This is a genomic window from Streptomyces sp. XY431, assembly GCF_001279805.1.
Classification (GTDB): domain Bacteria; phylum Actinomycetota; class Actinomycetes; order Streptomycetales; family Streptomycetaceae; genus Kitasatospora; species Kitasatospora purpeofusca.
Window position 1 is genome coordinate 15761 of sequence record NZ_LGDO01000497.1, and the last position, 24846, is coordinate 40606.

Annotated in this window: 26 protein-coding genes; 7 read left to right on the forward strand and 19 right to left on the reverse strand. The window is 73.2% G+C overall.

What is annotated here, in order from left to right; translation table 11 throughout:
• Nucleotides 1-19: 19 nt before the first annotated feature.
• The 5 genes from ADK60_RS35180 to ADK60_RS35200 all read right to left on the reverse strand — a co-directional run bounded on the left by ADK60_RS35180 (nt 20) and on the right by ADK60_RS35200 (nt 6988).
• Nucleotides 20-1426: a carotenoid oxygenase family protein gene (locus ADK60_RS35180; protein WP_053650920.1), complete on the reverse strand. Its 1407-nt coding sequence runs from the start codon at nt 1424-1426 to the stop codon at nt 20-22.
• 69 nt (nt 1427-1495) lie between these two features.
• Nucleotides 1496-3046 carry an MFS transporter gene (locus ADK60_RS35185; RefSeq protein ID WP_079008949.1) on the reverse strand — a complete coding sequence of 517 codons (1551 nt, stop codon included), beginning with the start codon at nt 3044-3046 and terminating at the stop codon, nt 1496-1498.
• A 165-nt stretch (nt 3047-3211) separates the two neighbouring features.
• Complete coding sequence (locus ADK60_RS35190) at nt 3212-5212, reverse strand: ATP-binding protein (RefSeq protein WP_053650922.1); 2001 nt, start codon at nt 5210-5212, stop codon at nt 3212-3214.
• 100 nt (nt 5213-5312) lie between these two features.
• Nucleotides 5313-5711, reverse strand: coding sequence for a nuclear transport factor 2 family protein (locus ADK60_RS35195; protein WP_045940187.1), 399 nt, complete (start codon nt 5709-5711; stop codon nt 5313-5315).
• A gap of 35 nt (nt 5712-5746) precedes the next feature.
• Complete coding sequence (locus ADK60_RS35200; protein ID WP_053650923.1) at nt 5747-6988, reverse strand: cytochrome P450; 1242 nt, start codon at nt 6986-6988, stop codon at nt 5747-5749.
• An 868-nt stretch (nt 6989-7856) separates the two neighbouring features.
• On the opposite strand from ADK60_RS35200, the gene ADK60_RS35205 reads away from it, so the two are divergent.
• Complete coding sequence (locus ADK60_RS35205; protein ID WP_053650924.1) at nt 7857-8507, forward strand: SDR family NAD(P)-dependent oxidoreductase; 651 nt, start codon at nt 7857-7859, stop codon at nt 8505-8507.
• Between the two features lie 7 nt (nt 8508-8514).
• Here the strand turns inward: ADK60_RS35205 and ADK60_RS35210 are convergent, their stop codons facing one another.
• A complete protein-coding gene (locus tag ADK60_RS35210) occupies nt 8515-9015 on the reverse strand; it encodes a hypothetical protein (protein ID WP_053650925.1) in 501 nt (166 codons plus the stop codon).
• The gene (locus ADK60_RS35215; protein ID WP_234371437.1) at nt 9012-9587 is read right to left on the reverse strand and encodes an RNA polymerase sigma factor; all 576 of its coding nucleotides are present in this window, start codon (nt 9585-9587) and stop codon (nt 9012-9014) included. The genes ADK60_RS35210 and ADK60_RS35215 overlap by 4 nt, the downstream gene beginning before the upstream one ends.
• A 229-nt stretch (nt 9588-9816) precedes the next feature.
• On the opposite strand from ADK60_RS35215, the gene ADK60_RS35220 reads away from it, so the two are divergent.
• Nucleotides 9817-10614 (forward strand): methyltransferase domain-containing protein, encoded by a 798-nt coding sequence (locus ADK60_RS35220; RefSeq protein ID WP_053650926.1) that lies wholly within the window; start codon nt 9817-9819, stop codon nt 10612-10614.
• Between the two features lie 161 nt (nt 10615-10775).
• Here ADK60_RS35220 and ADK60_RS35225 read toward each other — a convergent pair whose 3' ends face one another.
• Genes ADK60_RS35225 through ADK60_RS35235 form a run of 3 tightly spaced genes read right to left on the reverse strand, consistent with a single transcriptional unit; the run spans nt 10776 to nt 12540 of the window.
• Nucleotides 10776-11165, reverse strand: coding sequence for a roadblock/LC7 domain-containing protein (locus ADK60_RS35225; RefSeq protein WP_053650927.1), 390 nt, complete (start codon nt 11163-11165; stop codon nt 10776-10778).
• On the reverse strand, nt 11162-12184 hold the full coding sequence (locus tag ADK60_RS35230; protein WP_234371438.1) for a hypothetical protein: 1023 nt from the start codon (nt 12182-12184) through the stop codon (nt 11162-11164). Before ADK60_RS35230 ends, ADK60_RS35225 begins: the two co-directional genes overlap by 4 nt.
• Nucleotides 12181-12540 carry a hypothetical protein gene (locus tag ADK60_RS35235; protein ID WP_053650928.1) on the reverse strand — a complete coding sequence of 120 codons (360 nt, stop codon included), beginning with the start codon at nt 12538-12540 and terminating at the stop codon, nt 12181-12183. The genes ADK60_RS35230 and ADK60_RS35235 overlap by 4 nt, the downstream gene beginning before the upstream one ends.
• Before the next feature lie 142 nt (nt 12541-12682).
• Here ADK60_RS35235 and ADK60_RS35240 point away from each other — a divergent pair, with 142 nt between their 5' ends.
• Nucleotides 12683-13048 carry a hypothetical protein gene (locus tag ADK60_RS35240; RefSeq protein ID WP_045940181.1) on the forward strand — a complete coding sequence of 122 codons (366 nt, stop codon included), beginning with the start codon at nt 12683-12685 and terminating at the stop codon, nt 13046-13048.
• A gap of 364 nt (nt 13049-13412) precedes the next feature.
• Entirely contained in the window at nt 13413-14021 is a 609-nt protein-coding gene (locus ADK60_RS35245; protein ID WP_159400706.1) for a hypothetical protein, read from the forward strand.
• A 71-nt stretch (nt 14022-14092) separates the two neighbouring features.
• Here the strand turns inward: ADK60_RS35245 and ADK60_RS35250 are convergent, their stop codons facing one another.
• From ADK60_RS35250 to ADK60_RS35260, 3 genes are all read right to left on the reverse strand, one after another.
• Complete coding sequence (locus ADK60_RS35250) at nt 14093-15256, reverse strand: winged helix DNA-binding domain-containing protein (RefSeq protein WP_053650945.1); 1164 nt, start codon at nt 15254-15256, stop codon at nt 14093-14095.
• A gap of 183 nt (nt 15257-15439) precedes the next feature.
• Nucleotides 15440-17080, reverse strand: a complete 1641-nt coding sequence (locus tag ADK60_RS35255; RefSeq protein WP_079008953.1) for a SulP family inorganic anion transporter — start codon at nt 17078-17080, stop codon at nt 15440-15442.
• Nucleotides 17081-17196: 116 nt separating this feature from the next.
• Nucleotides 17197-17874: a GAP family protein gene (locus ADK60_RS35260; protein ID WP_053650930.1), complete on the reverse strand. Its 678-nt coding sequence runs from the start codon at nt 17872-17874 to the stop codon at nt 17197-17199.
• Between the two features lie 212 nt (nt 17875-18086).
• Here ADK60_RS35260 and ADK60_RS35265 point away from each other — a divergent pair, with 212 nt between their 5' ends.
• Entirely contained in the window at nt 18087-19448 is a 1362-nt protein-coding gene (locus ADK60_RS35265; protein ID WP_053650931.1) for a DUF1254 domain-containing protein, read from the forward strand.
• A gap of 79 nt (nt 19449-19527) precedes the next feature.
• Here ADK60_RS35265 and ADK60_RS35270 read toward each other — a convergent pair whose 3' ends face one another.
• The gene (locus ADK60_RS35270; protein WP_063783362.1) at nt 19528-20952 is read right to left on the reverse strand and encodes a condensation domain-containing protein; all 1425 of its coding nucleotides are present in this window, start codon (nt 20950-20952) and stop codon (nt 19528-19530) included.
• A 211-nt stretch (nt 20953-21163) separates the two neighbouring features.
• Nucleotides 21164-21886 carry an SDR family oxidoreductase gene (locus tag ADK60_RS35275; RefSeq protein WP_053650932.1) on the reverse strand — a complete coding sequence of 241 codons (723 nt, stop codon included), beginning with the start codon at nt 21884-21886 and terminating at the stop codon, nt 21164-21166.
• A gap of 97 nt (nt 21887-21983) precedes the next feature.
• Between ADK60_RS35275 and ADK60_RS35280 the strand changes: the two genes are divergently transcribed.
• On the forward strand, nt 21984-22916 hold the full coding sequence (locus ADK60_RS35280) for an AraC family transcriptional regulator (RefSeq protein WP_053650933.1): 933 nt from the start codon (nt 21984-21986) through the stop codon (nt 22914-22916).
• 4 nt (nt 22917-22920) lie between these two features.
• Here ADK60_RS35280 and ADK60_RS35285 read toward each other — a convergent pair whose 3' ends face one another.
• The 4 genes from ADK60_RS35285 to ADK60_RS35300 form a co-directional block, all read right to left on the reverse strand.
• Nucleotides 22921-23115 carry a DUF397 domain-containing protein gene (locus tag ADK60_RS35285; RefSeq protein ID WP_053650934.1) on the reverse strand — a complete coding sequence of 65 codons (195 nt, stop codon included), beginning with the start codon at nt 23113-23115 and terminating at the stop codon, nt 22921-22923.
• A 77-nt stretch (nt 23116-23192) separates the two neighbouring features.
• A complete protein-coding gene (locus ADK60_RS35290) occupies nt 23193-23387 on the reverse strand; it encodes a DUF397 domain-containing protein (RefSeq protein ID WP_053650935.1) in 195 nt (64 codons plus the stop codon).
• Nucleotides 23388-23464: 77 nt separating this feature from the next.
• On the reverse strand, nt 23465-23671 hold the full coding sequence (locus ADK60_RS35295; protein ID WP_053650936.1) for a DUF397 domain-containing protein: 207 nt from the start codon (nt 23669-23671) through the stop codon (nt 23465-23467).
• On the reverse strand, nt 23668-24498 hold the full coding sequence (locus tag ADK60_RS35300; protein ID WP_053650937.1) for a helix-turn-helix domain-containing protein: 831 nt from the start codon (nt 24496-24498) through the stop codon (nt 23668-23670). Before ADK60_RS35300 ends, ADK60_RS35295 begins: the two co-directional genes overlap by 4 nt.
• Nucleotides 24499-24624: 126 nt before the next feature.
• Between ADK60_RS35300 and ADK60_RS35305 the strand changes: the two genes are divergently transcribed.
• Nucleotides 24625-24846, forward strand: a 222-nt coding sequence (locus tag ADK60_RS35305; protein ID WP_159400707.1) for a hypothetical protein, incomplete at its 3' end; no start/stop codon positions are given.

The following is a 24846-nucleotide window of genomic DNA, read 5'->3' on the forward strand; positions in this document are numbered from 1 at the left end:
CGGTTCGGAGGGAAGGGGCTCAGCCACGGTCGGCGCCGATGTCGGTGCCGATGCCGGTGTCGGTGCCGGCGTCGGCGTCGGCGTCGGCGATCCAGGAGCCGTGCAGGCCGGCGGCCACCCGGTGGGGCAGGTGGACGGTGGCGACGGTGTCGAGCCCGGCCGCGTCGAGGACCAGCAGCTGCGAGGCGTCCTGCTTGAGGTCGGAGACCACGGTGAGCAGGTAGCCCTCGTCCTCGCCGGTGGATCCGGCGGCGGGCACGAACAGGGCCTCGCTCGGCATCCGGGCGTCGCCGACCCGGCGGATCCGGCGGGCGCCGGTGACCCGGTCGTACTTGACGATGCCGTAGCTGCCGAAGCCCTGCTGGTCGGGGAAGGCCACCGCGTACTGGTAGCGGTTCTCGGCGCCCAGGTACGCCTCGTTGAGGCTCGGGAACTCCACCGGCAGGTCGTCGACGATCCGCTCGTCCACGCTGCCGGTCGCCAGGTCGACCACCCAGCGCCGGGTGTAGGAGTGGGAGACTGGCTCGGAACCGCGGCCGGGCGCGCCGATCCACCAGTTCCAGGAGAGCCGGAAGCCCTCCCGGTCCACCGTCGGACCCTCCAGGACGATGCGGCCCCGCTCGTCCTCGTAGGCGTTCGAGACGTGCAGCATGTTGCCCGGCTCGATCGAGAACCAGCGGATCCGCGCGGCGCCGTCCGCACCGCGCGGCATGACGCCGATCCGGGCGGGGTGCTCGTCGTTCCAGCCGTAGGGGATGCCGGAGTGGTCGGTGGGGTCGAAGGTGACGTTGCCCTCGACGAAGACCACGTGGTTGCGGGTGATCGCGAAATCGTGCTTGAGCGCACCGGTCGCGTCCGGGACCTCGGCGCTGTGGACGATCGTGCCGGAGGCGTCGGCGACGTAGTGGGTGAGGAACGGCGGGAGAGGCGAGGAGGCGAAGAAGTGGAGCTCGCCGGTGAGCGGGTCCTCCTTCGGGTGGGCGGTCATCGCGGTCCGCAGCTTGCCCTCGAAGTCGTAGGCGCCGACCGTGTCCAGCTCCCGGGTGAGCTCGAACGGCAGGTTGGCCTCGCACAGGGCGAGCAGCCGGCCGGCGTGCTCGATGACGTGGGTGCCGGCGGCGGAGGCGGTCAGGTCGGGGCCGCGCTCGGTCATGTACGGGGCGCCGTCCAGGGCCGGGGTCTTCACCCAGCGGTTGCGGTACCACTCGGCGCGGCCCGCGCGCAGCTGGATGCCGTGCACCATGCCGCTGCCCTTGAACCAGTGGGTGGGGGTGACGCCCGGCTTGGGGTTGTGGCCGTTGCGCAGCAGCCGGCCGCTCAGCTCGGGCGGCAGGGTGCCCTCGACGGTCAGCTCGGTGGCGGTGACCTCGTCGACGACGGGGGTGAAGTGGCCGGTCAGGTACGGGGGCTTCTTGGGGGTGTTCATGACATGTTCCTTTCGGTGGGGATGAGGTGACGAGTGGTTCGTGGTGCGCCGTCAGACGGCGGGTTGCCGTCAGACGGCGGGTTCGGTACGGACGGCCCCCGGCGCGGCGGCGACCTTCCGGCGGCCGGTGCAGCGGGCCAGCAGGACCGCGAGGACCGCGGTGCCCGCCAGGACGGCGGCGGAGACCGCGAAGGCGGCGCGGTAACCGGCGGTCAGCGCCTCCAGGTGGGACCCGTGAGCGGCGGCGCCACCGGTCACGGAGCCGGCCAGGGTGGTCAGGACGGCGAGCCCGATCGCGCCGCCGACCTGCCGGGTGGTGTTCACCAGTCCGCCGGCCAGCCCGGCCTGCCGCGCCGGGACGCCGTCCACGGCGAGCGCGGTGAGCTGGACGAACGCGATGCCGAGGCCGAGTCCGACCAGCAGGCTCGGGCCGAGGATGTCCGTGAGGTAGCCGCCGTCGGCGTCGATCCGGGACAGCCACAGCAGGCCGAGCGCCTCGGTCAGCAGGGCGGCGACCGCGGTCGCGGTGGGACCGACCCGCCGGGCCAGTCGCGGCGCCAGCGTGGCGCCGAGCATATTGGCGGCGGCGAGCGGGAGTTGGCCCGCCCCGGTGGCCAGCGGTCCCGAGCCGAGGACCTGCTGCTGGTAGAGCGGGAGGAAGAAGAACAGGGCGATCCAGACCGAGCCCAGCAGCGCCATCAGCACGTTGCCGGCGGCCACCCGGCCGGTGGCGAGCAGCCCGGGCGGGACCAGCGCGTCCGGGCGGCGGCGCTCGATCGCGACGAAGGCGGCGAGCAGGACGACGGCGGCGGCCAGGGCGACGAGCACGCCGCCGTCGCCCCAGCCGGCGCCGCGTGCGGTGGTCAGGCCCCAGACCAGGCAGGTCAGGGCGAGGGTGACGGTCACGGTGCCGGGCAGGTCGAACCCTCCGCCGACTCCCGCGGCCCGCTGCCCGGGCCCGGAAGCCGTCTTCCGGAGCGACGGCCGGGCGGCCTCCGGCGGCACCAGGACCACCACCGCCGCGAGCACCAGCGCCGAGCCCAGCGCGACCGAGTGGAAGATCCACGGCCAGCCCCAGGCCTGGGTGAGCACTCCGCCCAGCAGGACGCCGCCCGCCCCGCCCGCGCCGGAGACCGCGCCCCACACGCCCAGCGCCCTGCCGCGCCCGGGCCCGCCGGGGAACTGCGTCATCGCCAGCGCCAGCGCCGCCGGGGCGATCGCCGCCGCCGCGAGGCCCTGGACCGCCCGGGCGGCGATCAGCGGCGCCGGGGCGGTGGCCAGGCCCGCCGCCAGCGAGGCCGCCGCGAACAGCGCGACCCCGGCGGCCAGGACCCGGCGGCGGCCGAGCAGGTCGGCCGCCCGCCCGCCGGCCGGGAGCAGCGCCCCGAACGCCAGGCCGTAGGCGTTGACCACCCAGGTGACGGCGCCGTCGGAGAGGCCGGTCCCGGCCCGGATCTGCGGGAGCGCCACATTGACGATCGAGGTGGCGAGCATGACGGTGAACTGGGCCCCGGCGAGCGCCGCGAGTGCCGCTCCCGGGGAGCGGGGGCGGCCGGCGGCCGCTGCTTCCGGTACTGGTGCTTCGGGTATCGGTGCCTGTGGTGTCGGTGCAACGTTCATGGCCACAGATTCGGGCCGCTCGCTGTCCAGTTGCCAGGCCCGACGGGGTCCGGGGACTGTCCACCGCTGTCCACGACTGTCCACCGCCCGGCCCGCCGGACGACGCGGCCCCCAGGATGACGCAGGGCCCCGCACCCGGAGGTACGGGGCCCGAGGCCGCGCCCGTCAGCGCGAGCCGTGCAGCTCCTGCTCCCACAGCGCCTCGCACAGCAGGTCCAGCCCCTGCCGCAGGTGGCGCCGGTACGTCCCGTACGGCAGCCCCAGCCGGCGGGCCGCGCCCTCCTGGGTCGGCGCGCCGGAGAAGTAGCCCGCCGTCAGGGCCTCGCGGGCGCGGGCGCCGCGCGGGTCCTGCGCGAGGTCGTCCACGGCCTGGCGCAGCAGCGCCCGCAACTCCTCGACCGGCTCGTCCAGGTCGGCCGCGAGCCGGGTGCGCAGCAGGGCGCAGGCGGCGAACGCGCCCGGGTCGCGCCAGTGCGTGAACGCCTCCCGCACCGCCTGGTCGAACGTGGTCCGGGAGACCCCGGACGGACCGGCCTGGGCGGGTACGGGCGTCGAGGTCATGAGGTGGCGCAGCCAGGTCTCGACCGGCAGCTGCCGCCAGTCGACGCCGAACACGCCGTAGGTGTGCGCGCCGACCCGGGGCCGGGCGCCGGTGTCGGTGAGGCTGCCCCTGACCCGGGCGGCCCAGGTGTCGGCGTCGCGCCAGACCGCGAAGCCGTAGGCGCGGGCCCGGGCGCGGGCGGACTCGGCCTGGGCCCGGGAGGAGCTGAGGTCGATCACGCGCGAGGGCACCTGGTAGCGCTCGGGGTAGACGGTGAACCGGCTGACGCCGATGTGCTCGCCGGGCCGCACCGGCGCGGTGGCCTCGGTGTACGCCCAGGCGGCGGCCACCACCGGGTCGGTGGCGAGGTCCTCGGGGTCGGCGGGCGCGGGCAGGGCGAGCCGGGCCGTGAACGCCACCACCCGGCCCGTGTTCACCAGCCGGTAGACGCTGAACGCCTGCGGCTGGCGCCGGGCCCAGTAGCGGACCAGTTCGGCGGATTCCGGCCCCTCGGTCTCGGTGGCCATCCGCAGCACCGTGTCGAGGTCCTCGGGGTGCAGCGGCCGGTCGTGCACCTCGTCCTCGCGCGACCAGGTGCGCAGCCGGGCCACCAGCTCGCCGTCCCGGAACAGGTGGAAGAGCTCGTCGGTGACGGTCCAGACCTGTTCCTCGGGGCCCTCGCGCAGCAGCCGCAGGTACTCCTCGGCCAGCCGTCGGCGCATCTCGACGAAGGCGTTGGGGGCCCGCCAGCGCAGGTCGGCGGCCAGGGTCTCGCGGGCGGCGTCGTGCGGGTACAGGCCCCGGTGGCTCGACTCCATGAACGGCAGGCTCCGGAGCCACCCGAAGAGCAGGTGGGCGTCCTCCTCGGGCAGGACGGTGGCGAGCAGTTCCTCGGAGGTCGACCGGGCCTGCGCCGCCACTTCCAGGGCCCGGCGGTGGGCGGCGGTCGGCACCTCGCCGACCAGGCCGGACAGCAGGGTGCGCAGGACGTCGGCGGAGGGGGCCCAGACGCCCTCGCGGCTCCAGTCGTCCTCCCTGGCGGCGGCCGCGAGGGAGAGCGCCAGCGGGTTGCCGCCGGCGAACCGCAGGACGCGTTCCCGCAGTTGGGGCGGCACCCGGGCGGTGCTCAGCAGGCTGCGGGCCTGCGTCTCGGAGAACGGTCCCAGTTCGAGCACCCGCAGCAGCCCGGACCAGGCGGGGTCGGCGGTCCACTGGGGCTGCGGGGCGAGCCGCCCGGCCAGCACCACCAGGGTGTCGTCGGCCGCGCGGGGCAGGAAGCGCTGCCAGAGCCAGCTCTCCAGCCACTGGCAGTGCTCGAAGGAGTCGACGAACAGGACCGTGCCGGGGATGTCGAGGAACGGCGCGGCGGCGCGTTCGAAGTCGGCCGGGTCGCGGCCGACGAAGCGGCCGTCCAGTTCCAGCAGCAGCCGGCCGGTCGACCTGGCGTGGTCGGCGAGGCGGCGCAGCAGGGTCGACTTGCCGATGCCGCCCGGGCCGACCAGGTAGAACGCGAACGGCGCCTTCGGGTCGCCGGCCAGCGCCCGGGCGAAGCCGTCGAACTCCTCGTCGCGGCCGACGAAGGACTGGACCCGCGCGCTGCTCAGTCTCTGCTTGACGGAGGCCATATGACGGCTCCCCTCCCCTCGTGCCGGCGCCGGGCCGCGGCCGCCGCCGCTGCCGTCGCGGGGCCCCGCGTCCTGTCGTCGTGGTCCGATCCGCGCGGGCTCACCTGATCGAGCCCAGGTTGCGGTCGTCCTCGTCGCCGGAGAGGAGCAGGGTGGTCTCCTCGACGCGCTCGAACCGCCCGTCGGCGGCGAGTTCGGCGAAGAGGTACACCTCGATGCGGGAGGTGTGGCCGTCGTGCTTGGTGACGGTGACGGTGTGGCGGTCGGCGTAGCGGGTGCCGTCGCGGAGTTCGTCGTGGACCTCGACCCGGCCCTCGCGGACCAGGGAGCGCAGCTTGGCGATGTGCTCGACGAAGCCCGCCCGGTCGCTCCACACGCCGTTGGTGCGCTGGCGGTAGTCGGGGGTGAAGTGCCGGGCCACCGCTTCGTCGAGCGGGAGGTCCGGGTCCGGGGCGAACAGCAGGTCGTCGAGCGCCCGGGTGATGTCGGTGGCGGTCATCTGGGTGTTCCTCCAGGAGGGTCGGGGGCGGGGGATCAGTGGTGGTGCACGAGGGCTGCCGGGGTGCGGACGGGGGTGAAGTCCAGGGACAGCGCGGCGGGGCCCCGGGTGTAGAGGCCGGTCTCCCGGTAGGTGGAGCCGGGGGTGGGGCGGACCTCGTCCAGCAGCGGCAGCAGCAGCGCGGCCACCGTCTCGATCTCCGCGCGGGCGAAGGCCGCGCCGACGCACTGGTGCAGGCCGGTGCCGAAGGCGAGGTGCTGGGCGGCGGCGGTGAACGAGCGGGCGGCGCCGAGGTCGGGGCGGTGGAGGTCGAAGCGGTCCGGGTCGGTGAAGACCTCGGGGTCGCGGTTGGCCGCGCCGATCAGGCAGAAGACGGTGGCGCCGGCCGGGACGACGGTGCCGGCGAACTCGGCGTCGCGCTCCGCCTGCCGGGGCACCAGCTGGACGGGCGGGGTGAACCGCAGGGTCTCGGCGATGGCGGCGGGCAGCAGCGACGGGTCCCGGCGGACGTCCGCGAGCTGCTCCGGGTGGTCGATCAGGTGCTTGAGGAGGAGGCCGAGGGTCTTGTCGGCGGGCTCGACGGCGGCCACCAGGACGTTGACGATCAGGGCGACCACCTCGCGGGTGCTCATCGCCACGCCGTCGAACTCGGCCGTGCAGAGCGCGGATATCAGGTCGGCGCCGGGGTGGCGGCGGCGCTGTTCGACGATCGGGGCGAGGTGGGCCTCCAGCTCCCCGGCGAGCTCCAGGCAGACCCGGCGGCGTTCCTCGGTGAGGGTGACGGTGGTGACGAACTCGCCGACCCCGGCGAGCCATCCGGCGACCCGCCGCCAGTCCTCGCGGTCCAGGCCGAGCACGTCCAGCGCGGCGCGGACGGCGAAGGGCTTGCCGAACTCGTTGACGAGGTCCATCCGGCCCCGGGCGAGCAGGGGCGCGAGGAGTTCGACGGCGTTGGCGCGGAGGGTGCGGACCTGCTCCTGGAGCGCCGGGCCGGTGAACGCCCGCACGACGATCCTCCGCTTCGCGGTGTGCTCGGCCCCCGTCATCTGCGCCAGCACCGGGCCGCGCATCACCGGCTCGGCACGGACCTGGAGCGTCTCGGTGCTGAATGCCTCATGGTCCGTCAGCACGCGGCGGACGTCGCGGTGGCGGGAGAGGAACCAGGCGTCGGCGGCGGGCTCGTGGTGCACCGGTGCGTGCTCGCGCAGCCGGCCGAAGTACCGCTCGGGGGCGGCGGCGAACTCCTCGGACAGGATGCTGAAGCGGGACTCGGCCATGGGCGGGGCGGACCTCTCGGGGGAACGGGCGGCCGGGGAGTGTGGGGACGACGAGGTGCTTGGGGGACGACCGGCGTCGTCGGTGACGTGAGATCGGGGGGCGGCGAACTCTGGCTGCGCCGAGCGTCGGTGACGTGAGCTCGGGTGACGTGAGCTCGGGTGCGGGTGACGTGTGCTCGGGTGCTGGTGGGCGACGCTCAGGGAAGCGGCGGGCGTGGGGCCGGCGGCGGGATCCGCCGGCGGGGCACTCAGGCCGGCGTCAGGGGGAACGAGGATCTCCGGCGGCCGGGCCGGCCGGAGGCCGCGGGCGGACGTGGACGACGACGGCCCGGGGCTCCGCACGGCGCGACCCGGCCTCGGAGCGCTGGGCTCCGGGTCGCGGCCGTGCCGGCAACTCGCTCTCGGGGCAACGTCGTCGGTTCCTGTCTCGGGGCGGTGCCGGGGCGGTCCCGGGGCGGAACCCGGGCGGAACCGGTCGGGTCCGGTCGGGTCCGCCGTGGGGACGGCAGCCCTCGGCCGGCCCTCCCCCGGGCGTTTGACGTGGGCACTATAACCCGAAGCCCGAGCGGCACGACCTGCGAGTTCAGGTGCCAAGGATGGTTCGTACCTTGCCTGTTCCGGGGGTGCGGACGAACCGTTCGACGACCCCCGGGACGGACAGGTCCGGACAACTGCGGACAGCGATGGACAGCCGTGGACAGCGGCGGACGCCCGGGCCCGGCACCGCTCCCACCTGCGCCGTCGGCCGTCCGAATGGTTCCCGGTCCGGCTCGGGCCACTCGCACGAGTGAACTCCCGGGGCGGGGGAATGCGCCTGGGACTCCGGGGTGTTGGCGGTGTCAAGGATCGTACGAACGGGGAGGACGGCATGGCCGGAGCAGTGATCGTCGGAGCGGGGCCGGGCATCGGACAGGCGGTGGCGCTGCGGTTCGCGCGGGAGGGCCTGCCGGTCGGCCTGGTCGCGCGGAGCGGGGCGACGGCCGAGGCGGTGGCCGGGGCCGTCCGGCGGATCGGCGGCAAGGTCGCGGTGCGCACCGCCGACAGCACGGACGAGCAGGCGCTGCGGGCCGCGCTCGACGGGCTGGCGGAGGAGCTGGGGCAGCCGGACGTCCTGGTCTACAACGCGGCCCTGATCCGGCCGGACGCCGTCGGGGAGACGTCCGCCCGTGATCAGCTGGACGCCTGGGCGGTCAATGTGGTGGGCGCGCTGACCGCCGCCGCGCACATCGCACCGGGGATGGCGGAGCGCGGGCAGGGCACCGTCCTGGTGACCGGCGGCATGCCCGAGCCGAAGCCGGAGTACGTCAGCCTGTCCCTCGGCAAGGCGGGCGTGCGCGCACTCGTCACACTGCTGGACCAGACCTACGGCGCCGCGGGCGTGCACGCGGCCAGCGTGACGGTGGCCGGTGCGGTCGCCCCCGGCACCGCCTTCGACCCGGACGACATCGCGGAGCACTACTGGCGGCTGCACACCCAGCCGCGCGCGGACTGGGAGCAGGAGGTGGTCCACGGGGGCTGACTCCGGATCACAGGATCTCCTGCCGCAGGGCATCGCGCAGGCGCAGCAGTTCGCGGTGGCGGGCTCGCGCGCGCCCCAGCGCGATCCCGGCTGCGGCGACGAGGGCGAGGCCGGTCACGGCCGTGGCCAGCACCTCCACCGGGGTGCCGCGGATCACGGCCAGTACCGTCCCCGCCCCGGCGGTCGCCGTGGCCGCCGCCAGCGCGAGCCGGCCGGCCAGCACCCGGTCCCGGGCGTACAGCGGCCGCCTCCTGGTCAGCGTCCAGGCCGCGAAGGCCGCCCAGGCCAGGCCGACGGCGATCAGTCCGGCGAACGCGATCCGGGTGCGGACCGGCAACGGCTGCGGCTCGGTGGCCCACAGCACCGCGACCAGGGCCGCCGCGCCACCGCCCGCCAGGCCCACGGCCAGGTTCCGCACCCGGGCGGCCAGCGAGACCTCCGCCGCGAGCGCGCGTTCCAGCCCCTCCGGCACACCGGCCCGTCGGTCGGCGGCGTTCCGCTCGCTCATGCTCCGTACCCCTTCTCGACGAGGGCGCTCCGCAGCATGCGGCGGGCCCGGTGCAGCCTGCTCTTGACGGTGCCGGTCGGAACGCCGAGGACTTGGGCGCACACGGCCAGGGGCAGGTCCTCCAGGTGGAAGAGGATCAGCACCTCGCGCTCCTGCGGCGGGAGGTCGTTGAGTCCTGCCTCCACCTGCATCGTGGTGAGGACGTCGTCGAGCGCGTGATCGGCCTCAGGACCGGCCCCGGCCTCGGCCTCGACGTCCGCTGCGGCACCGGCACCGATCCCGGTCCCGGTCCTGGTCCTGGCGGCTCGCGGCGAGGTCTCCGGCGCCTGGTACGCCTGCCGGAGGTGATTGGTGAGCGCGCGCCGGGCGATGGTGAACAGCCACGGCGCGAACCGCTCCGGATGCCGGAGCCCGGGCAGCCCGCGCACCACGGCGACCCACGTCTCCTGGGCGAGGTCGTCGGCCAGGTCCGGGGATCCCCCGGCCACACCCCGCAGGTAGCGTCGCAGCGGCGCGTGCCAGACGTCCACCAGCTCGCCGAACGCCTCCCGCTCGCCGAGCTGGCAGCGCACCACCAACAGCGCATCGCGCCGCCGGTCACCACCGGCACGTCCGCCGGCACCTCCACCGGCACGTCCGCCAGCACCTCCGCCGCCCATCGCGCCTCCGCTCTCCGTCTTCCCGTCGTCTCACCGGGACAGTCGGCGATTCCGGTGGAAAGGTTCGCGGAAGCCCAGGCGGGTGCACCGGGCGGGGCCTCCGAAGAACCGCCGGGCTTGCGGGAGTTGATTGACTGCTTCCATGACGTCAACGGAATTCGAGACCGCCGCCCCCGACCCGATCGTCTACCTCGACCGGGTGGCCGCGACCGACCTCGGCCGGTCCTACAAAGCGCGCATGCTCGACGAGCTCGACATCCGCCCGGGCCAGACGGTGCTCGATCTGGGCTGTGGCCCCGGCACCGATCTCACCTCGCTCGCCCGAGCTGTCACCGGGACGGGCACGGTGATCGGAGTCGACCACGACCCGGCCGCGGTCGAGACCGCCAGGGCGCGCACGGCCGACCGGCACACCGTCACCGTGCGGCTCGGCGACATCCACGACCTGCCGCTGCCGGACCACGCCGCCGACCGTGCCCGTACCGACCGGGTACTGCAGCACGTCGCCGATCCCGCCCGGGCGCTCCGGGAGTTCCACCGCGTGCTACGGCCCGGCGGGCGACTCGTCATGGGCGAGCCGGACTGGGACACCCTGGCCGTCGACCATCCGGACAGCGAGCTTTCGCGCGCCTACACCCGGTACGTCACGGACAAGGTCGTCCGCAACGCCCGCATCGGCAGGGAACTTCCCCGACTGGCGGCAGCGGCCGGATACACGGTGCCCTCGATCGTCCCGATCACCCCCGTCTTCCGGGATGCCCAGGAAGCCGACAAGATCCTTGGCCTGGAACGCACCACCCGGCGCGCCGTCGCCGCCGGACACCTCACCGAGGAAGCGGCACGACGCTGGCTGGAGCACCTCTCCACCGGACCCTTCCTCGCGGCGGTGACGTTCTACATCGTCATCGCCGAGTCGTCGTCCCCGAGTCGTGGCCACTGATCCGCCGCCGACGGCCGGCCGGAACGGACAGCGACCAGCACTCCTTGCACTCGTCCCGAACCCGCGGCACTTGAGTACGGGAGCCCACCAGCACCGAGGCAGGCCCGCGCACGCCCGGCCGGGTGCTTCCGGCCGGGGTGCGGAGGAGGAGGGTCGGCGACTCAGGCCACCGGGACCATCCCGAGCAGCTCGCCCAGCCGACGCACCGTGGCGGGCGACTCGCGGTGCAGTCCGGCGAGGTCGAGGCCCTCGTCGCCGAGGACCATCAGCAGCGCCCGGTCCCCGATCGCCAGCACCACGACGTAGCCGCCGTCGCAGCGGGTGACCACGTCCCGCAGTCCGCCCACGCCGACCTCGGCGGCGGTGCGGCGGCCGAGGCCGAGCATGGCGGCCGACAGGGCGGCGGCCGACTCGGGGTGGACGGCGGCCGTGTCGGCGGCCACGAGCAGGCCGTCGGCGGTGGAGACGACGCTCTCCGAGATGCCCATGACGCGTTCGCGGAGGGACTTCAACTCGTCGACCAGCACGGCGGTCGGCGTCTGGCTGCTCATGGTGTGCTCTTCTCGGTCGTCACGGTCGTGTCGGTCGGCTCTGTCGTTGCGGCGCGCTCGGTGCGGTCGGCATGTTCGGCGCGCGGTGGACCACTGGGAGCGGTCGCGGCTCCCCCGGTCACCGCTCCCCCGGTCACCGCTCCGCCCGGGGTCCGTGCGCCGGGGACGCGGCGCGGCAGGGGCTGCCCGGTGTCGGCCGGAAGCGGTTCGCCCGGCGCCGTCCGGGGCGCGACGCTCGGCGCCATCGGGACGGTGTCGGCCCGTTCCCGGTGGAGCAGCTGCCGGGCGTCCATCCGGACGAGGTCGAGCAGCACCGCGAACACGCCCCGCCCCAGCGCGAAGCCGATGTCGCGCGCGGTGCGGCGGCCGGTCGCGGCGGCCAGGATCTCCCGGTGGCGGGCCGGGATCCCGGCGGCGGCGGGCCCAGCGCCCCCGGCCGGCGCGGCGGCGGGCCGGATCCGGGTGCGCGCCAGTTCGCCGGGCGGGCCCCAGCGGCGGGTCAGCAGGGCCGTCCGGCGGGCGGTCTCCTCGAACAGCCGCTTCGGCTCGATCCCGGGCCGCACCGCGAGCCCCGCGGGCGGGGCCGCTTCGACGGCCTCCCAGTCCCCGGGCGGGCTCAGCACCAGGGCGAAGGCACCGTCGAAGACGGCGGAGGCGCAGACCGCTTCGAGTTCGGCCGCGCCGATCGAGCCCCGGGCGACCAGGGCCGCGCCGAGGTCGCCGGCGGTGGACGCGGCTGCTCCGGCGGAGGAGGCGGCCGTCTCCGCCGCCGCCCAGTCCGGCTGGCCGATCCGCCCCGACTTGAGCAGCAGGGTCTCGGCGGTCGGGGCGCCGGGGGTCTCGATCGCCGTGATCAGGCCGCGTTCCAGGTGGATCGTGCCGCCCGGTGCGCTGGAGACGACGACCGAGCCGGTGAAGTCCTCCTCCCGCAGTGCCAGTAGCAGCGCGGGCACATTGCGGGCCGGACGCCCACCGTTCTGAGCGAGGTCGTGGGCGGGGCCGCGGGTGTCGGGGCTCATGCCACGAAGCCCCGGGCACTGTCGGCGGTCTGGCGCAGCGCCAGTGCCAGATTGACCCGCGTCCGGTCCAGCACGGTGGCGAGCAGCAGCGGATCGCCCTGACGGGGCAGCACCTGGACCACCTCGTGGTGCCGGGTGCTGGTGACGACGACGCTCTCCAGCTCCCCATCCGCCCCGGCCTCGCACAGTCGGTCGCCGATCAGGGCGGCCAGGTCCGCGAGTTCGGCCCCGGGGCCGAGCAGCCGCTGGTCCCCGCCGGCAGCGTAGGTGAGGCCGGTGGCGGCGTCGACGAGCGCGGCGCCGACCACGCCGGGAGAGCCGAGCACATCGGAGAGGGAGGCTTCGAGTGCGCGCACCGGTACCCCTTCGTGTTCTGAACTGTTGGCAGCGTACTTTATTCCATCATTTCCGCGTCGGGGCCGACGAGGGGGACTTCTTGCTACTTTGTTCCCGCACACGGGAGTTCTGCCCCGCAGTTACGCAAAGGACGAACAGCGCATGAACATTGACGACGCACTCAAGGACGCGATGGCCATCGAGGGCGCGATCGGCGTCGCCGTGGCCGACTACGAGAGCGGTATGTCACTCGGATTCCTCGGTGGGGGGCAGCAGCTGGACCTGGAGGTCGCGGCGGCCGCCAACACCGAGGTCGTGCGGGCCAAGGTGCGGGCGCTGGCCGCGCTGTCGATCGATGACGTCATCGAGGACATCCTGATCACCCTGGGCACCCAGTACCACCTGATCCGCCCGCTCGCGCGCAGCCACGGCTCGCTCTTCCTCTACCTGGCGCTTGACCGCTCGCGCGCGAACCTGGCGCTCGCCCGGCACGGCCTCAAGCGCATCGAGACCTCGCTCGACGTCTGAGCCGCCGTCCGATCCGTCGTCCGGTTCGCCTTCTGATCCGTTCTCGTTCCGGAAATCCGGACCGGACGAACGCGAAGCGTGATGAACCGGCCACGGCACTGCGCCCGTAGGAATTGGTCCGCGAACAGCCGCAGGTACACCTCAATTACCGAATAACGTGATCCTTCGGTGACTGGGCGTCATTTGGGCGGCACCTCGCCGCGCCGGCCCCGCGGAGTGGAAAGTCGGCGCCGTCGACATTCCACTCCGAGCGGCGGGCGGGCGGGGCGGCTCGGAAAGTGTTGGGCAATTGAGCGGCTTCGTGGAGTGACGGACGTGGACGAGGGACCCGGGGGCATCCGGCTGCAGCCGGCGGGCCTCCCTGTTGACGGGTGCTCCCCTGATCCAGTGGGTGCTCGTCCTGGCGGGACTGGCCGTCACCGCGCTCGGCTTCGGGCTGTTCCTCGACGCCCACGACGAGATGCACGGCTGCCGAACCGCACCGGCCTGCGACACGGCCGCCGGACCGGGAGCGGACTGCAACCGTTACGAGACCGGCAGGGTGACGGCGCGGAAGAACGACGGCGAGTACCGGCTGACCGTGGCGCGCGAAACGGCACCCACGGAGACCTACAACGTCGACCAGGACTTCTACGACGACGTGCAGATCGGTACGAACGTGCGGGTGACGCTCTTCCACGCGCGAGCGGTCGAGATCTCCGAGCGCGGGCACCACGCCGACAGCCTCCAGGACCCCCACCTGCCCGCCCTGGAGGTGGCGGCCCTGGTCGCCGTGGGGTCGGCCCTGATGGTGCACGGCCTGGTCCGGTCGCGCCACAGTGACGCCGGCCTGCTCTCCGGCCCCGGGATCGGCTTGCTCGCCTTCGTCGGCGGCTCCATGCTGCTGCAGCTGCCGCTTCCGCTCGCCGTCACCCTGGGCGTCCCCCTCGTCGCCTGGATCGCACTGATCGCCGCCGTCGCGGCGTTCGCCTGAGCCGGAATCCATCGTCGTCGGGCTTCGCATTCCTTGATCGTTCCGTCGCGCGGCCGTCTTCGCGACCCTTTTCAGGCCCCGGCGAGCAGCCGGACCTCGGCGCCGTCCGACCGCGCGCCCGGCTTGCTCCACCAGTGGTCGTAGCGGCGGTAGACGTGCGGTTCGCGGTCGGCGAGCAGCGCCGTCAGCGAACGGGCCTCGGCGGCGAGCTGCTCCCATGCCGCGTCCGGCAGCGGGTGGAACGCCGTCGCCTCGACGCCGCCCTCGACCGTGCGCCACACCCCGGCCACCCGGCCGTCCACGAGCAGGGTCGGCAGCACATCGCCGTTGCGCTTGATCACCAGGGCGCGGTACTCGGGCGGGATGATCCGGCTCCGGTCGGCGTAGGCCAGCAGGACGCTGTCCCACATCGCCATCAGCCGGGCCGGCACCGGCAGGTCCTCGTCCGGCAGCGGCGCCCCCGCGAGGTCGAACAGCTCCACGCCGCCCGGCCCCTCCAGGCGCTCGACCTCGCCCCCGGCCGCCAACCCCCGCAGGGCCTCCTTGGCCCGGCCCCGCTGCACCAGTGCGAACTGCGCCACGTCCGCCACCGAGGCCGGTCCGAAGCCGGCGAGGTAGCGCCGCACGAGCGTGCGCAGCGAGGCCGCGTACACCTCCGGATCGCCGAGCACCGGGCGGACCGGCGGCGCGACGTAGGAGAGCCGGTGGCCGAACGACCAGTGCCCCTCCCCCGGCGCGCGCAGCAGCGGCGCCACCTGCCGCAGGCCCCACCAGGCCGGCGCCGCCGCCTCGGCGCCGAGCCGCTCGGCGAGCCGGCGCTCGAACTCCGGTGCGGCGCGCGGCCGGTCGCCGAAGTCCAGCACGTCCGCGACCAGCGCGTCCCCGTCCGCGGCGGTCAGGCCGGAGGCCGTGAACCGGTCGTCGCCCAGCCGGGCGCCCCGCACCGTTGGATGGACGGCCTCCCGGAACGTCGCGAAGTCGTCGACGTGCACGGCGTGCAGGGTGATCCGCATCAGCGTGGACCGCACGATCCCCAGCTCCGCGAAGGCCCGGTCGAGCTCGGCGGGGTCGAAGCCGGCCACCCGGTTCCACAGCGCGAGGTAGGGCGAGGCCGTCTGCTGCGCCTGGAGCGCGACCACCCGCCGCACCGCCTCGGCGACGCCGATCTCCTCCCGCCGCACCAGCAACTGCCGTTCGAGGGTGGCCCGGTTGAGCTGCCCCGCGGTGATCGTCACGTCCATGACCCTCTCGTCGTCCGCCCGTCCGACCTTGCCCCTGGTGGGGTGTCGGAGATGCGGAGCCTAGCGAGGCGGGGGGACGGCGAGACGGGGAGGCTCCCGATCACCGGACGGACTCGGGTACCCCGACGGCGGGCACCGACGGCGGCGTCGGCCGGATCGTCACCGTCGACTCGCCGATCACGCCTCCGGTGTCCTGCGTGCGGCTTCCTCGATCCACTGCCTGGCCCGGGCAGCGGCTTCCCGCTGAGCGCCGAAGATCTCGCTGGTGGGGGGCAGGACGGCGTCCTCGCCCAGTTCCGCGGTGAGGCCGGTCCGCCGGAGGACGGTCCGGAGCCGGGGTTCGACGCCTGCGAGGTAGAGCCGGCCGCCCCGGGCCCGCAGGTCGCGCGCGTAGCGTCGCAGCAGTTTCAGTACGGCGGAGGAGGGCACGTCGGGCACTCCGCGCAGGCCCAGGACCACGGCCGCGCCGCGCGCGTCGGTGGTGTCGGGCCACTGTTCGTCGATCCGGGGCGTCTCGGCGAACAGCGAGACGCCGTCGTAGTGGAGGACGGTGAGGGTGCCGGGTTCGATCCGGTCCGGGACGTCGGAGATCCGCCACCGGCCGTCGCCGTCCTCCTCCAGCTGGTGGAGCCGGCTCTGCCGGGCCGCCTGGACGCAGTACAGGAGGAGCGAGAGGACCGCCCCGATGACGATGGCCTGCTGCAGCGGGAGCTGGGTGGTGGCCAGGAAGGTGGCGATCATCGCGGTGGCCGACAGCGGGGAGGTGCGCAGGACGAGGGCGATGTCCGGAAGGCGGCCCACGATCAGTTCGCAGCCGATCACGATGATCAGGCCGCCGATCACGGGCATCGGGATGCGTTCGGCGAGCGAACCGAGGGTGAGGACGAGCAGCGCGAGCCACAGTGCGGCGAAGACGCCGGTCCATCGGGTGCGGGCGCCCGCACTGACGGCGACGCCCGTGCGGGACATCGAGCCGCCGGTGGGCAGTGCCCCGAACAGGCCGCCGCCGATGTTGCCGAGGCCCTGGGCGACGAAGTCGCCGTTGACGGAGGACCTGGTGCCGTCGGGGTTGGGCACGCTGGGCCCGATGGAGGCGGCCTGGGCGAGTCCGACGAGGGCGACGGCGAAGGCACCGGGCAGCAGCGCGCCGACGGCCGACAGGTCGGGGGCGGTGAAGGCGGGCAGGGCGCCGGGGATCGGGGCGATGTCGCCGGCGAGTTCCACGTGTGTGCCGAGAACGCCGACGGCCACGCTGACCACGAGCAGGGCGACCAGGACGGCGACCGGCTTCAGCCGCTCGATCAGCCGCACCAGCGCCCAGACGGCGACCGCGGCGAGGGCGGTGAGGACGGCCGCGGGCTTCCAGTCGCCGATGTGGGCGATCCAGTCGCCGAGCTGGAAGAGCTTGTTGTGGCCGGCCGGCTTGTAGCCGGTGGCGTCCTTGAGGGAGCCGGTGATGATCTGCAGGGCGATGCCGGTGGAGAAGCCGGTCATCACGGCGTTGGAGACGAACGACATGACCACCCCGAGCCTCAGCACGCCGAGGAGCAGCATGACCGCTCCGGCCAGCACGGCCAGGGTGGCGACGTTGCCCGGCTCCAGGGCGTCGAGTCCGGCCTCCTTGACGACGCTCTGCGAGGTCAGGGCGAGGGCCGAGGTGAGGGTGGTGACCATCAGGACGGTGCGGGCGAAGAGGGAGCCCAGGAGGGTGGGGACGACGCCGGCGTAGATGCCGGCGACCGGGTTGAAGCCGCCGATGGCCGCGTAGGCCATGCCCTCCGGGATGGAGAAGAGGCCGGTCACGAGGCCGGCGGACACGTCCGAGCCCTTCGGCCTGCCGAGTGCCCGCAGCCGGGCCCACAACCGGGCTCGCGACCCGGCCCGCAACCCGGCCCGCAACCGGAGCCGCGGCCGGGCCCGCGCGGCCCCGGACCTCACGAGGTGAGTCCGCTGATCGCGTCCCCCAGGTACTTGGCGCCCAGGACGGCGAGCACCACCGTCATGATGGCGCTGTTGTGCTCGCCCATCCAGGTCTTCCAGCCGCCGAGCACCGCGGCCGACCGACTGCCCCCGAAGACGAACACGAGCAGCGGCAGCAGGACGCACGCGGAGCCGACGACCACGAACAGGACGCCCGCCACCGCCTTGCCGCCGCCGCTCGCCGTGCTGCTCGCGATGGAGGCCGCGCCGCCGATCGCCAGGACGAGGTTCTTCGGGTTGGCCCCGGACAGCAGGGCCGCCAGCCCGGCGGCCCGGACCGGGGTGAAGTGGTCGATCGCCCGCATCCAGCCGGGCAGCGCGTGGTCCTGCCCCTCCCAGGGCCGGTCCTTCCACTGCTTGGCGCCCATGAGCAGGAAGAGCACGCCGAGCGCGAGCTTGAGCCAGTAGGTCCAGCGGGCGGGCGTGCCCGCGTCGTCCGCGCCGGCACCCGAGCTGGCCAGGACGACCGCGGTGGTGATCACCCCGAGTGTGACCATCCAGCCCAGCGTGAACGCCGTGCCGTTGACCTTGCCGCGCGGGGTCGCCAGCATCAGCACCACGGCGATCAGCGGCAGCGGGCTGATGGCGATGCCCACCGCCGACGCCAGCATCTGTCCGACGGCGTCGCCCATCGCTGCCTCCTCGGCACCGGACCGGTCCACCCCCGCCGGGCAGGCGGTGACCCCGAGCCTTCCCACTCGCCCGGGCGACCGCAACGAGGGCCCGGCCGAACGGGTGAACACACCGCGGCCGGCGTCCGGGCCCGAGGAGCGCGGTTGCGGGCCGGTCCGGCAGCGATGACCGTGGGAGGACCCACGTCCCCGTGCACCCGATCGGAGTCCGCATGGACGCGCAGACGTTGAAGCAGCAGATCGCCACCGCCCACGAGAAGGCCCGGGCCGACGAGGGCCACTGGCTGGGCATGGCGGCCTTCCGCTACGGCTTCCCGCTCCTGGAGATGCACCGCAGCCTGTGGGAGTGGCACGTCGACACCTCCGCGCCCACGCACCTCGGCGCGATCAACGAGATCCACCACACACCGCGTCGGGCGGAGCCGAGGGACACCTACTTCGTCACGCCGATCGTCGACGCCCCGTACTCCCGGACCTTCGTGGACCTGTCCGGTGACGCGGTCGTCCTCACCGTCCCGCCCGTCGCCGACCGCTACTTCACCGTCCAGCTCCTGGACATGTACACCAACAGCTTCGCCTACGTCGGCACCCGTACCGGCGACACCACCGGCGGCGACTACCTGCTGGCCGGACCCGGCTGGCGCGGCACCGTCCCCGACGGCATCACCCGGGTGATCACCACCCCCACACCCCTCGTCTGCCTGCTCGCCCGGGTCACGATCCTCGACGACGACGTCCCCGCCGCCGTCGCCCTCCAGCAGCGGATCGCCCTGCGCCCCGCCGACCCGGCCACCGCCAAGCCCGACCCCTCGGCCAACCCCCGGGCCCGCGACTGGCGATCGGCCGACGGCGACCCGCTGGACTTCTACCGCATGCTCGCCGACTGCCTGAGCGCGAGCCCCCCGCCGGCCGCCGACGCCGGCGTCCTCGGCCTGCTCGCCCGCATCGGCATCGCCCCGCACCGGTCCTTCGACCCCTCCGGCCTGCACCCCGCGGCCGTCGACGGACTGCGGCGGGCCGTCGCCGACGGACTGCACGACCTGTACGCGGACATGCCGTTCGCCGGCCCGTCCCGCAACGGCTGGGTGATGGTCGACGTCGACACCATCGGCGACTGGGGCACCGACTACTTCTCCCGCCTGGAGATCGCCCAGCTCGGCCTGCTCGCCAACAGCGCGAAGGAGGCCTACTACATCGGCGCCGTCCTCGACGGCGACGGCAACCCGCTCTCCGGCGAGCACCGCTACGAACTGCGTTTCGGCCCCGACGACTTCCCGCCCGTCGACGCCTTCTGGTCGGTCACCATGTACCTCAACCCGCAGGGCTTCCTGGTCGAGAACCCGATCGGCCGCTACCACCTCGGCAGCCTCACCAAGGACCTCTTCCACGGACCCGACGGCTCCCTGACCCTCTACCTCCAGCGCGAGAACCCCGGCCCCGACAAGGAGAGCAACTGGCTGCCCACCACCGAAGCGGGCGTCCTGTTCCGCCTCATCCTGCGCCAGTACCTGCCCACCCCCGACATCCTCACCGGCCGCTACGCGCCCCCGGCCGTCGTCCGCGTCGACAGCTGACTGCGGGCGCTCCGGCCGGGCCGGTGCGGTCCCGAACGGGCCGGTGCGGGTTCCGGACCGGCCCGTCCGGCCTGGGGCGTCACATCGCAAGCGGCTCGGTGAGCACCTGGGCGAAACCTTCCAGCAGAGCCCGGTTGACCGCCTGGGCCTGCGGCGTGTCGGCATGGATGGTGTTGACGAACAGGCCCTCGTCGGTGCGGTGCAGCCAGTGCAGGATCCCGTTGCAGCCGGACACCCACACATGCATCCGGGCCTGTTGGGCGACGTGCCGGTCCGCGCCGGGCAGCCTGCGGCAGTCGATGTAGGAGAAGAAGTTCACCGCGTACGGCCAGTAGCGCAGTGACGCGTACTCGACCGGGGCGAGCAGCTTCCACGCCTTGACGAAGTGCACCGCGGAATGGGCCTGCACCTGCGCGTAGGCGTCCTGGGCGTCGGCGAGCACGTCACCGAGGCCGGCCCCCGACCCGACTGGGAACTCGATCGGCAGGGTGTTGATGAACCACCCCATCGACTCCGCGTAGTCGCCCCGGCCGCGTTCGTTGAACGGCATCAGTCCGCGGTACACCGCCGGCCCGCCCAGCTGCCGGAGCGCGAGCGCGAGGCCCGCGAGCAGCCCCATGGACAGCCTCCCGCCCAACTCCCGGCAGACGGTGCCGAACTCCTCGACCTGGTGGGTGGTCAGCAACCTTTCGGTGCTGGCCACCGGCGCGTACAGCTGCCCGGGCCGGACCCCGAGGTCGAGCGGAAAGGGCGGGAAGAGTCCGCCGTTTCGGTCGCGGAACGCCCGCCAGTGGTCCAGCCGGGCGTCGTCGGCACGCATCGCCCGGTTGGCGCGGCGCTGGGTGCGGCTGAACTCCAGGTAGCTCCCCGGCTGCCGGGCCGTACCCGGGGTGGCCGCGGGGACGGCGGGGTCGGTCGGCGGTGTGGGCTCGGCCGCAGACGTGAGGTTCCGGTACGCCGTGTTGATGTCGTTGATGGCGATCGCGCTGGAGAGGCCGTCGGTCACCAGGTGGTCGCAGGAGAACCACACGGTGGTGGACTCGGCGCGCACCACCGCACCCATCGTGATCAGCGGCCAGGAGAGGGTGTCCACCTCCTGGAACGCCTCCTGGAGGTGCCGGGTGACCTGCGCCGGTGTCTCCAACGGGCCGCCGTAGACGTGCTTGAGAGCCACCTCGTCCGGGGTGAGGACCTCGCAGCCGAGGTCCCCCGCCAGCGGCTGGTAGATCGCCCGCAGCACCTCGTGCCGCTGCACCAGGTGGAGCAGCGCCGCGGCCAGAGCGTCCAGGTCCACCTGTCCGGTGAGTTCGAAGCTCGCTGCCACGTACGACCGGATCGGATCGTCGACGCTCTGCGCGTACTGGGCAACGGTGAAATGTTTCGCCTGGTTGTAGCCGGTCATCCGGCGCGGGGCGGGTCCCTCGGCACCGGTCAGCGGGACAAGATGCCACCGGTGGGCCTCACCTGGGCCGATCTCGGAGTCCTCGACTGAGATCTGGAGCATGCTGCCCTCTTTTGCTGCTGTCGTGATCAGATGCCGTCGGGAGCGGTTGAGCACCGCCCTGCCACTCGGTGCCATACCAACGCGGCTTCTTGGCCATGGGATACGCGCAGCGGCCGATCGGGTGACGTGACCCCCGGTGGTGGCGCGCTGTCCGCCGCACACCGGGCCCGTGGTTGTCGGACCGGGCCTGCCGGTCCGACAACCACGGAGGTCAGGACAGCGCCGCTCCCCCGTCGAGAGTGAGCACGGTGCCGGTCGCGTAGCCGTTGTTCAGGAGGTAGAGGTAGGCCACCGCGGCCTCCTCGGGGGTGCCGACGCGCTGCACGGGAAGGCCGCTGCCCTGCGCCTGGAGGAAGGCCTCCGGGTCCGGCACGGTGCTGTCCCAGAGCTCGGTGCGGACCGCGCCGAGGCGGACGGCGTTGACCCGCAGCGGGGCGAGTTCCAGGGCCAGGGCCCGCGTCGCGCCCTCGACGGCTGCGGTGATGCTCGCGCCGAGCAGGGCCCCGGGGACGGGCCGGGTGGCGAAGGCCCCGGAGGTGAAGGTGATCGAGCCGCCGGAACGGAGCTTCGGCGTCGCGTACTTCGCGGCGAGCAGGGCGCCCCAGAAGCGGCGTTCGAAGAACACCCGCGACTCCTCGGCGCCGAGGTCGGCGAGCGGCTTCAGCAGCAGGGGCTCGCCCGCCGTGTAGACGAGGTGGTCGAACTCGCCGACCCGGTCGAAGAAGGCGGCGAGCGCGGCCTCGTCGGCGACGTCCAACAGGATGCCCTCGGCCGGCGCGCCGAGCTTCTTCACCGCCAGGTCGACCCGGTCCTGCTTGCTGGAGGCGACGACCACGTTCGAGCCCTGGGCCGCTGCGGCTTGCGCGACGGCGAATCCGACGCCGGAGGTGCCACCGATGACGACGACACGCTGGGTGTCCGCTGTGTTGTTCATGACGAGGACGCTACGGGTCGCTGGTCGAGACAGTGAATGACATGAAGTCTCGATTCTCTGTCCGATCGTCTCGGCGATGGCGCACTAAGATGAGCTCATGGACATCCTCAGCGACACGCTCGCCGCCCTGCGCACCGGGCGTCCGTCCGTCGTCCGCACCGAGGCGCGGGCGCCGTGGGGTGTGCGCTTCCAGCCCATCGCGGGAGCCGGGTTCCATGTCGTCGTCGAAGGACGCTGTTTTCTGCTGCCGGTCGGCGGCGATCCGATCGCCCTCGGTCCCGGCGATGTGGTGTTCCTGCGGCGCGGCACCGATCACGCCATCTGTGACGCGGTCGCGAGCGAGTTGGTGGCCTTCGAACCCGACCGCGTCGACAACTCCTCGCCCATCGGGTCCTTCACCGTCGGGGACGGCGGCGCTCGCAGCGTGCTGGTGTGCGGGGCCTACCACCTCGACATCGACCGGCCGCATCCGCTGCTCGGCGACCTCCCGGAGGTCATCCACCTCCCGGCCAGTCCTGGCCGCCATCCGGCGCTGCGCTCGGCGGTCGACCAGCTCTGCGCCGAGATCCACCGGCCGCAACCGGGTTCGGACTCGGTGGTCACGGCGCTCGTCGATCTGCTGCTGCTGTACATCCTGCGGTCCTGGTACGCCGAGTTGCCGAGGGAGCAGACACAGGGCTGGGCGTCCGCGCTGAACGATCCGTTGATCGCGCCCGCGCTGAAGGCGATCCACGACGCCCCGGCACATCCGTGGACCGTCGAGCTGTTGGGCGGCCGGGCCGGACTGTCGCGGGCGGCGTTCGCCCGCCGGTTCACCGCGGTGGTCGGCGAGCCGCCGCTGAGCTATTTGACGACGTGGCGGATGGCGATCGCGGCGCGGATGCTGCGCGAGACGGGCGCGTCGTTGAGTGATGTGGCCGAGAACGCCGGCTACACCTCGGAGTTCGCGTTCGCGAAGGCGTTCAAGCGGCACTTCGGCGCCCCGCCCGGGGCGTACCGGCGGGAGCGGCGGGCGGTGTCGGCCCTGTGACGGGTCAGACGGTGCCGAACTCGCCCGCCTGCACGGCGGCGACGAACGCGTTCCAGGCGTCGGCGGGGAAGGGCAGGACGGGACCGGAGGGGTCCTTGGAATCGCGGACAGGAACGAGACCGGGGACGTCAGGTGCCACCTCGACGCATTCGCCGCCGTTGTCGCTGTAGGAACTCTTGCGCCAGCTCACAGAGGTCATGCCACCCACGGTAGCGCCGCCTCCCAGCACCTGGACCTCAACCGGAAATCCGGCCGGGGACCCACGACGACATCAAGTCAGACCGCGCCGAACTCGTCGGCCTGGATGGCGCTGACGAAGGATCGCCAAGCATCGGAGGCGAAGAGGAGAGCGGGGCCGGACGGGTCCTTGGAATCACGGACCGGGACGAGACCGGGGACGTCGGGGGCAACCTCGACGCACTGGCCACCGTTGTCGCTGTAGGAACTCTTGCGCCAGTTCGCAGGGGTCATACCGCCCACGGTAGCGCGGCAGCCTCAACGCCTGGGCCCCGACCGGGAATCCGGTCGGGGCCCACGGTCAGTTCGAGTCAGACGGTGCCGAACTCGCCCGCCTGCACACCAGCGACGAACGCGCTCCAGGCGTCGGCCGGGAAGACGAGGGCCGGGCCCTCGGGGTCCTTGGAGTCGCGGACGGGGACAGCGCCCGGGAAGCTCGCGGAAACCTCCACGCACTGACCGCCGTTGTTGGAGTACGACGACTTGAACCAGGACGCACCAGACGTGTTCGAGGTCATGGAGTGAGCTCCCTTCGAGCCTTGTGGACCAGTGCCAGGGATGCCGCCTTGGGCAGGGCTTCCACCACCAACTGATCGTACTCCCTCTCCCATACCGAGACGATTTCACGCCTTCGTTCAAGGTGCCCACGGGCATGCGATTCGGCATAGCCGACGACCGCCCCGTCCGGCAGGTCCAGCAGGGTGAGCGGCATCGTGAACGGCAGGTTCTCCCCCAAAGAGAACGGCGCCACCTGGATGGTGATGCTGGGGCGGGCAGCCAGCTCCACGATGTGGTCCAGTTGCCCAAGCATCACGGCCCGTCCGCCGACCGTGCGCACCAGGCAGTCCTCATCGAGCACGACATGGATCCGCGGCGGCTTCTTCCGATCGAGCACACGCTGACGAGCCAGCACGAACTCGACACGCTGCTCGGCCTCGGACTGGCTGATCGCCCCACGCGCGACCGCCGCAAATGCCAGCGCCTCGGCGTACTCCTGGGTCTGGAACAGGCCGGTGACGATGGTCAGCGCGAACTCACGCAAGCGCCGGCACTTCGCCTCCTCGTCGGCGAACTCCTCAAAGCCCTCCAACAGGCCCTCTTTCGCGTGCCTGCACCAGAGTTCGTAGAACGTACCTCCGGTTTCGAACACCACATCGGCTTTAACAGCGAAGTTTTTTGTTGGAGGACGCTTCGCTCGTTCGATGTACGAGATCAGGGTGTTGGAGTACCCCATGCGCTTCCCCAGCCGGACCTGCGACCAGCCCCGCGCCTCCCGCAGCCTGGCAAGTTCCTGGCCGAAGCGCACAGCCGGAGATGACATCTCGTCAATTACAGGCTCATCCATGAACGTCGGCACCTTTCACACGCCCGATTGGTCAACGTTCAGACCCTGGCCATCGTAAGCACAGGGGGGGCACGATGGCTACACCCCGTGAGAGATCCGGGACCCTGCGCAACCAATGGAGCCAACATGCCCTCGCACCCCCTCATTCCCGTGTACAAGCCCGCCGTCGGGGAGATCGTGCGCGACCTCGCGCACCTGGACACCTCCGGCAAGCCCCTCGAAGCCGTCTACATGGACACCCTCGCCGGGCTCGTCTACCTCCGCCACGAGGCCGGCGGCTGCGAGTGGACCACCAAGCCCACCCACGTCCAGGCCCTCCCCACCCCCCGCTTCCTCACCGTCCAGACC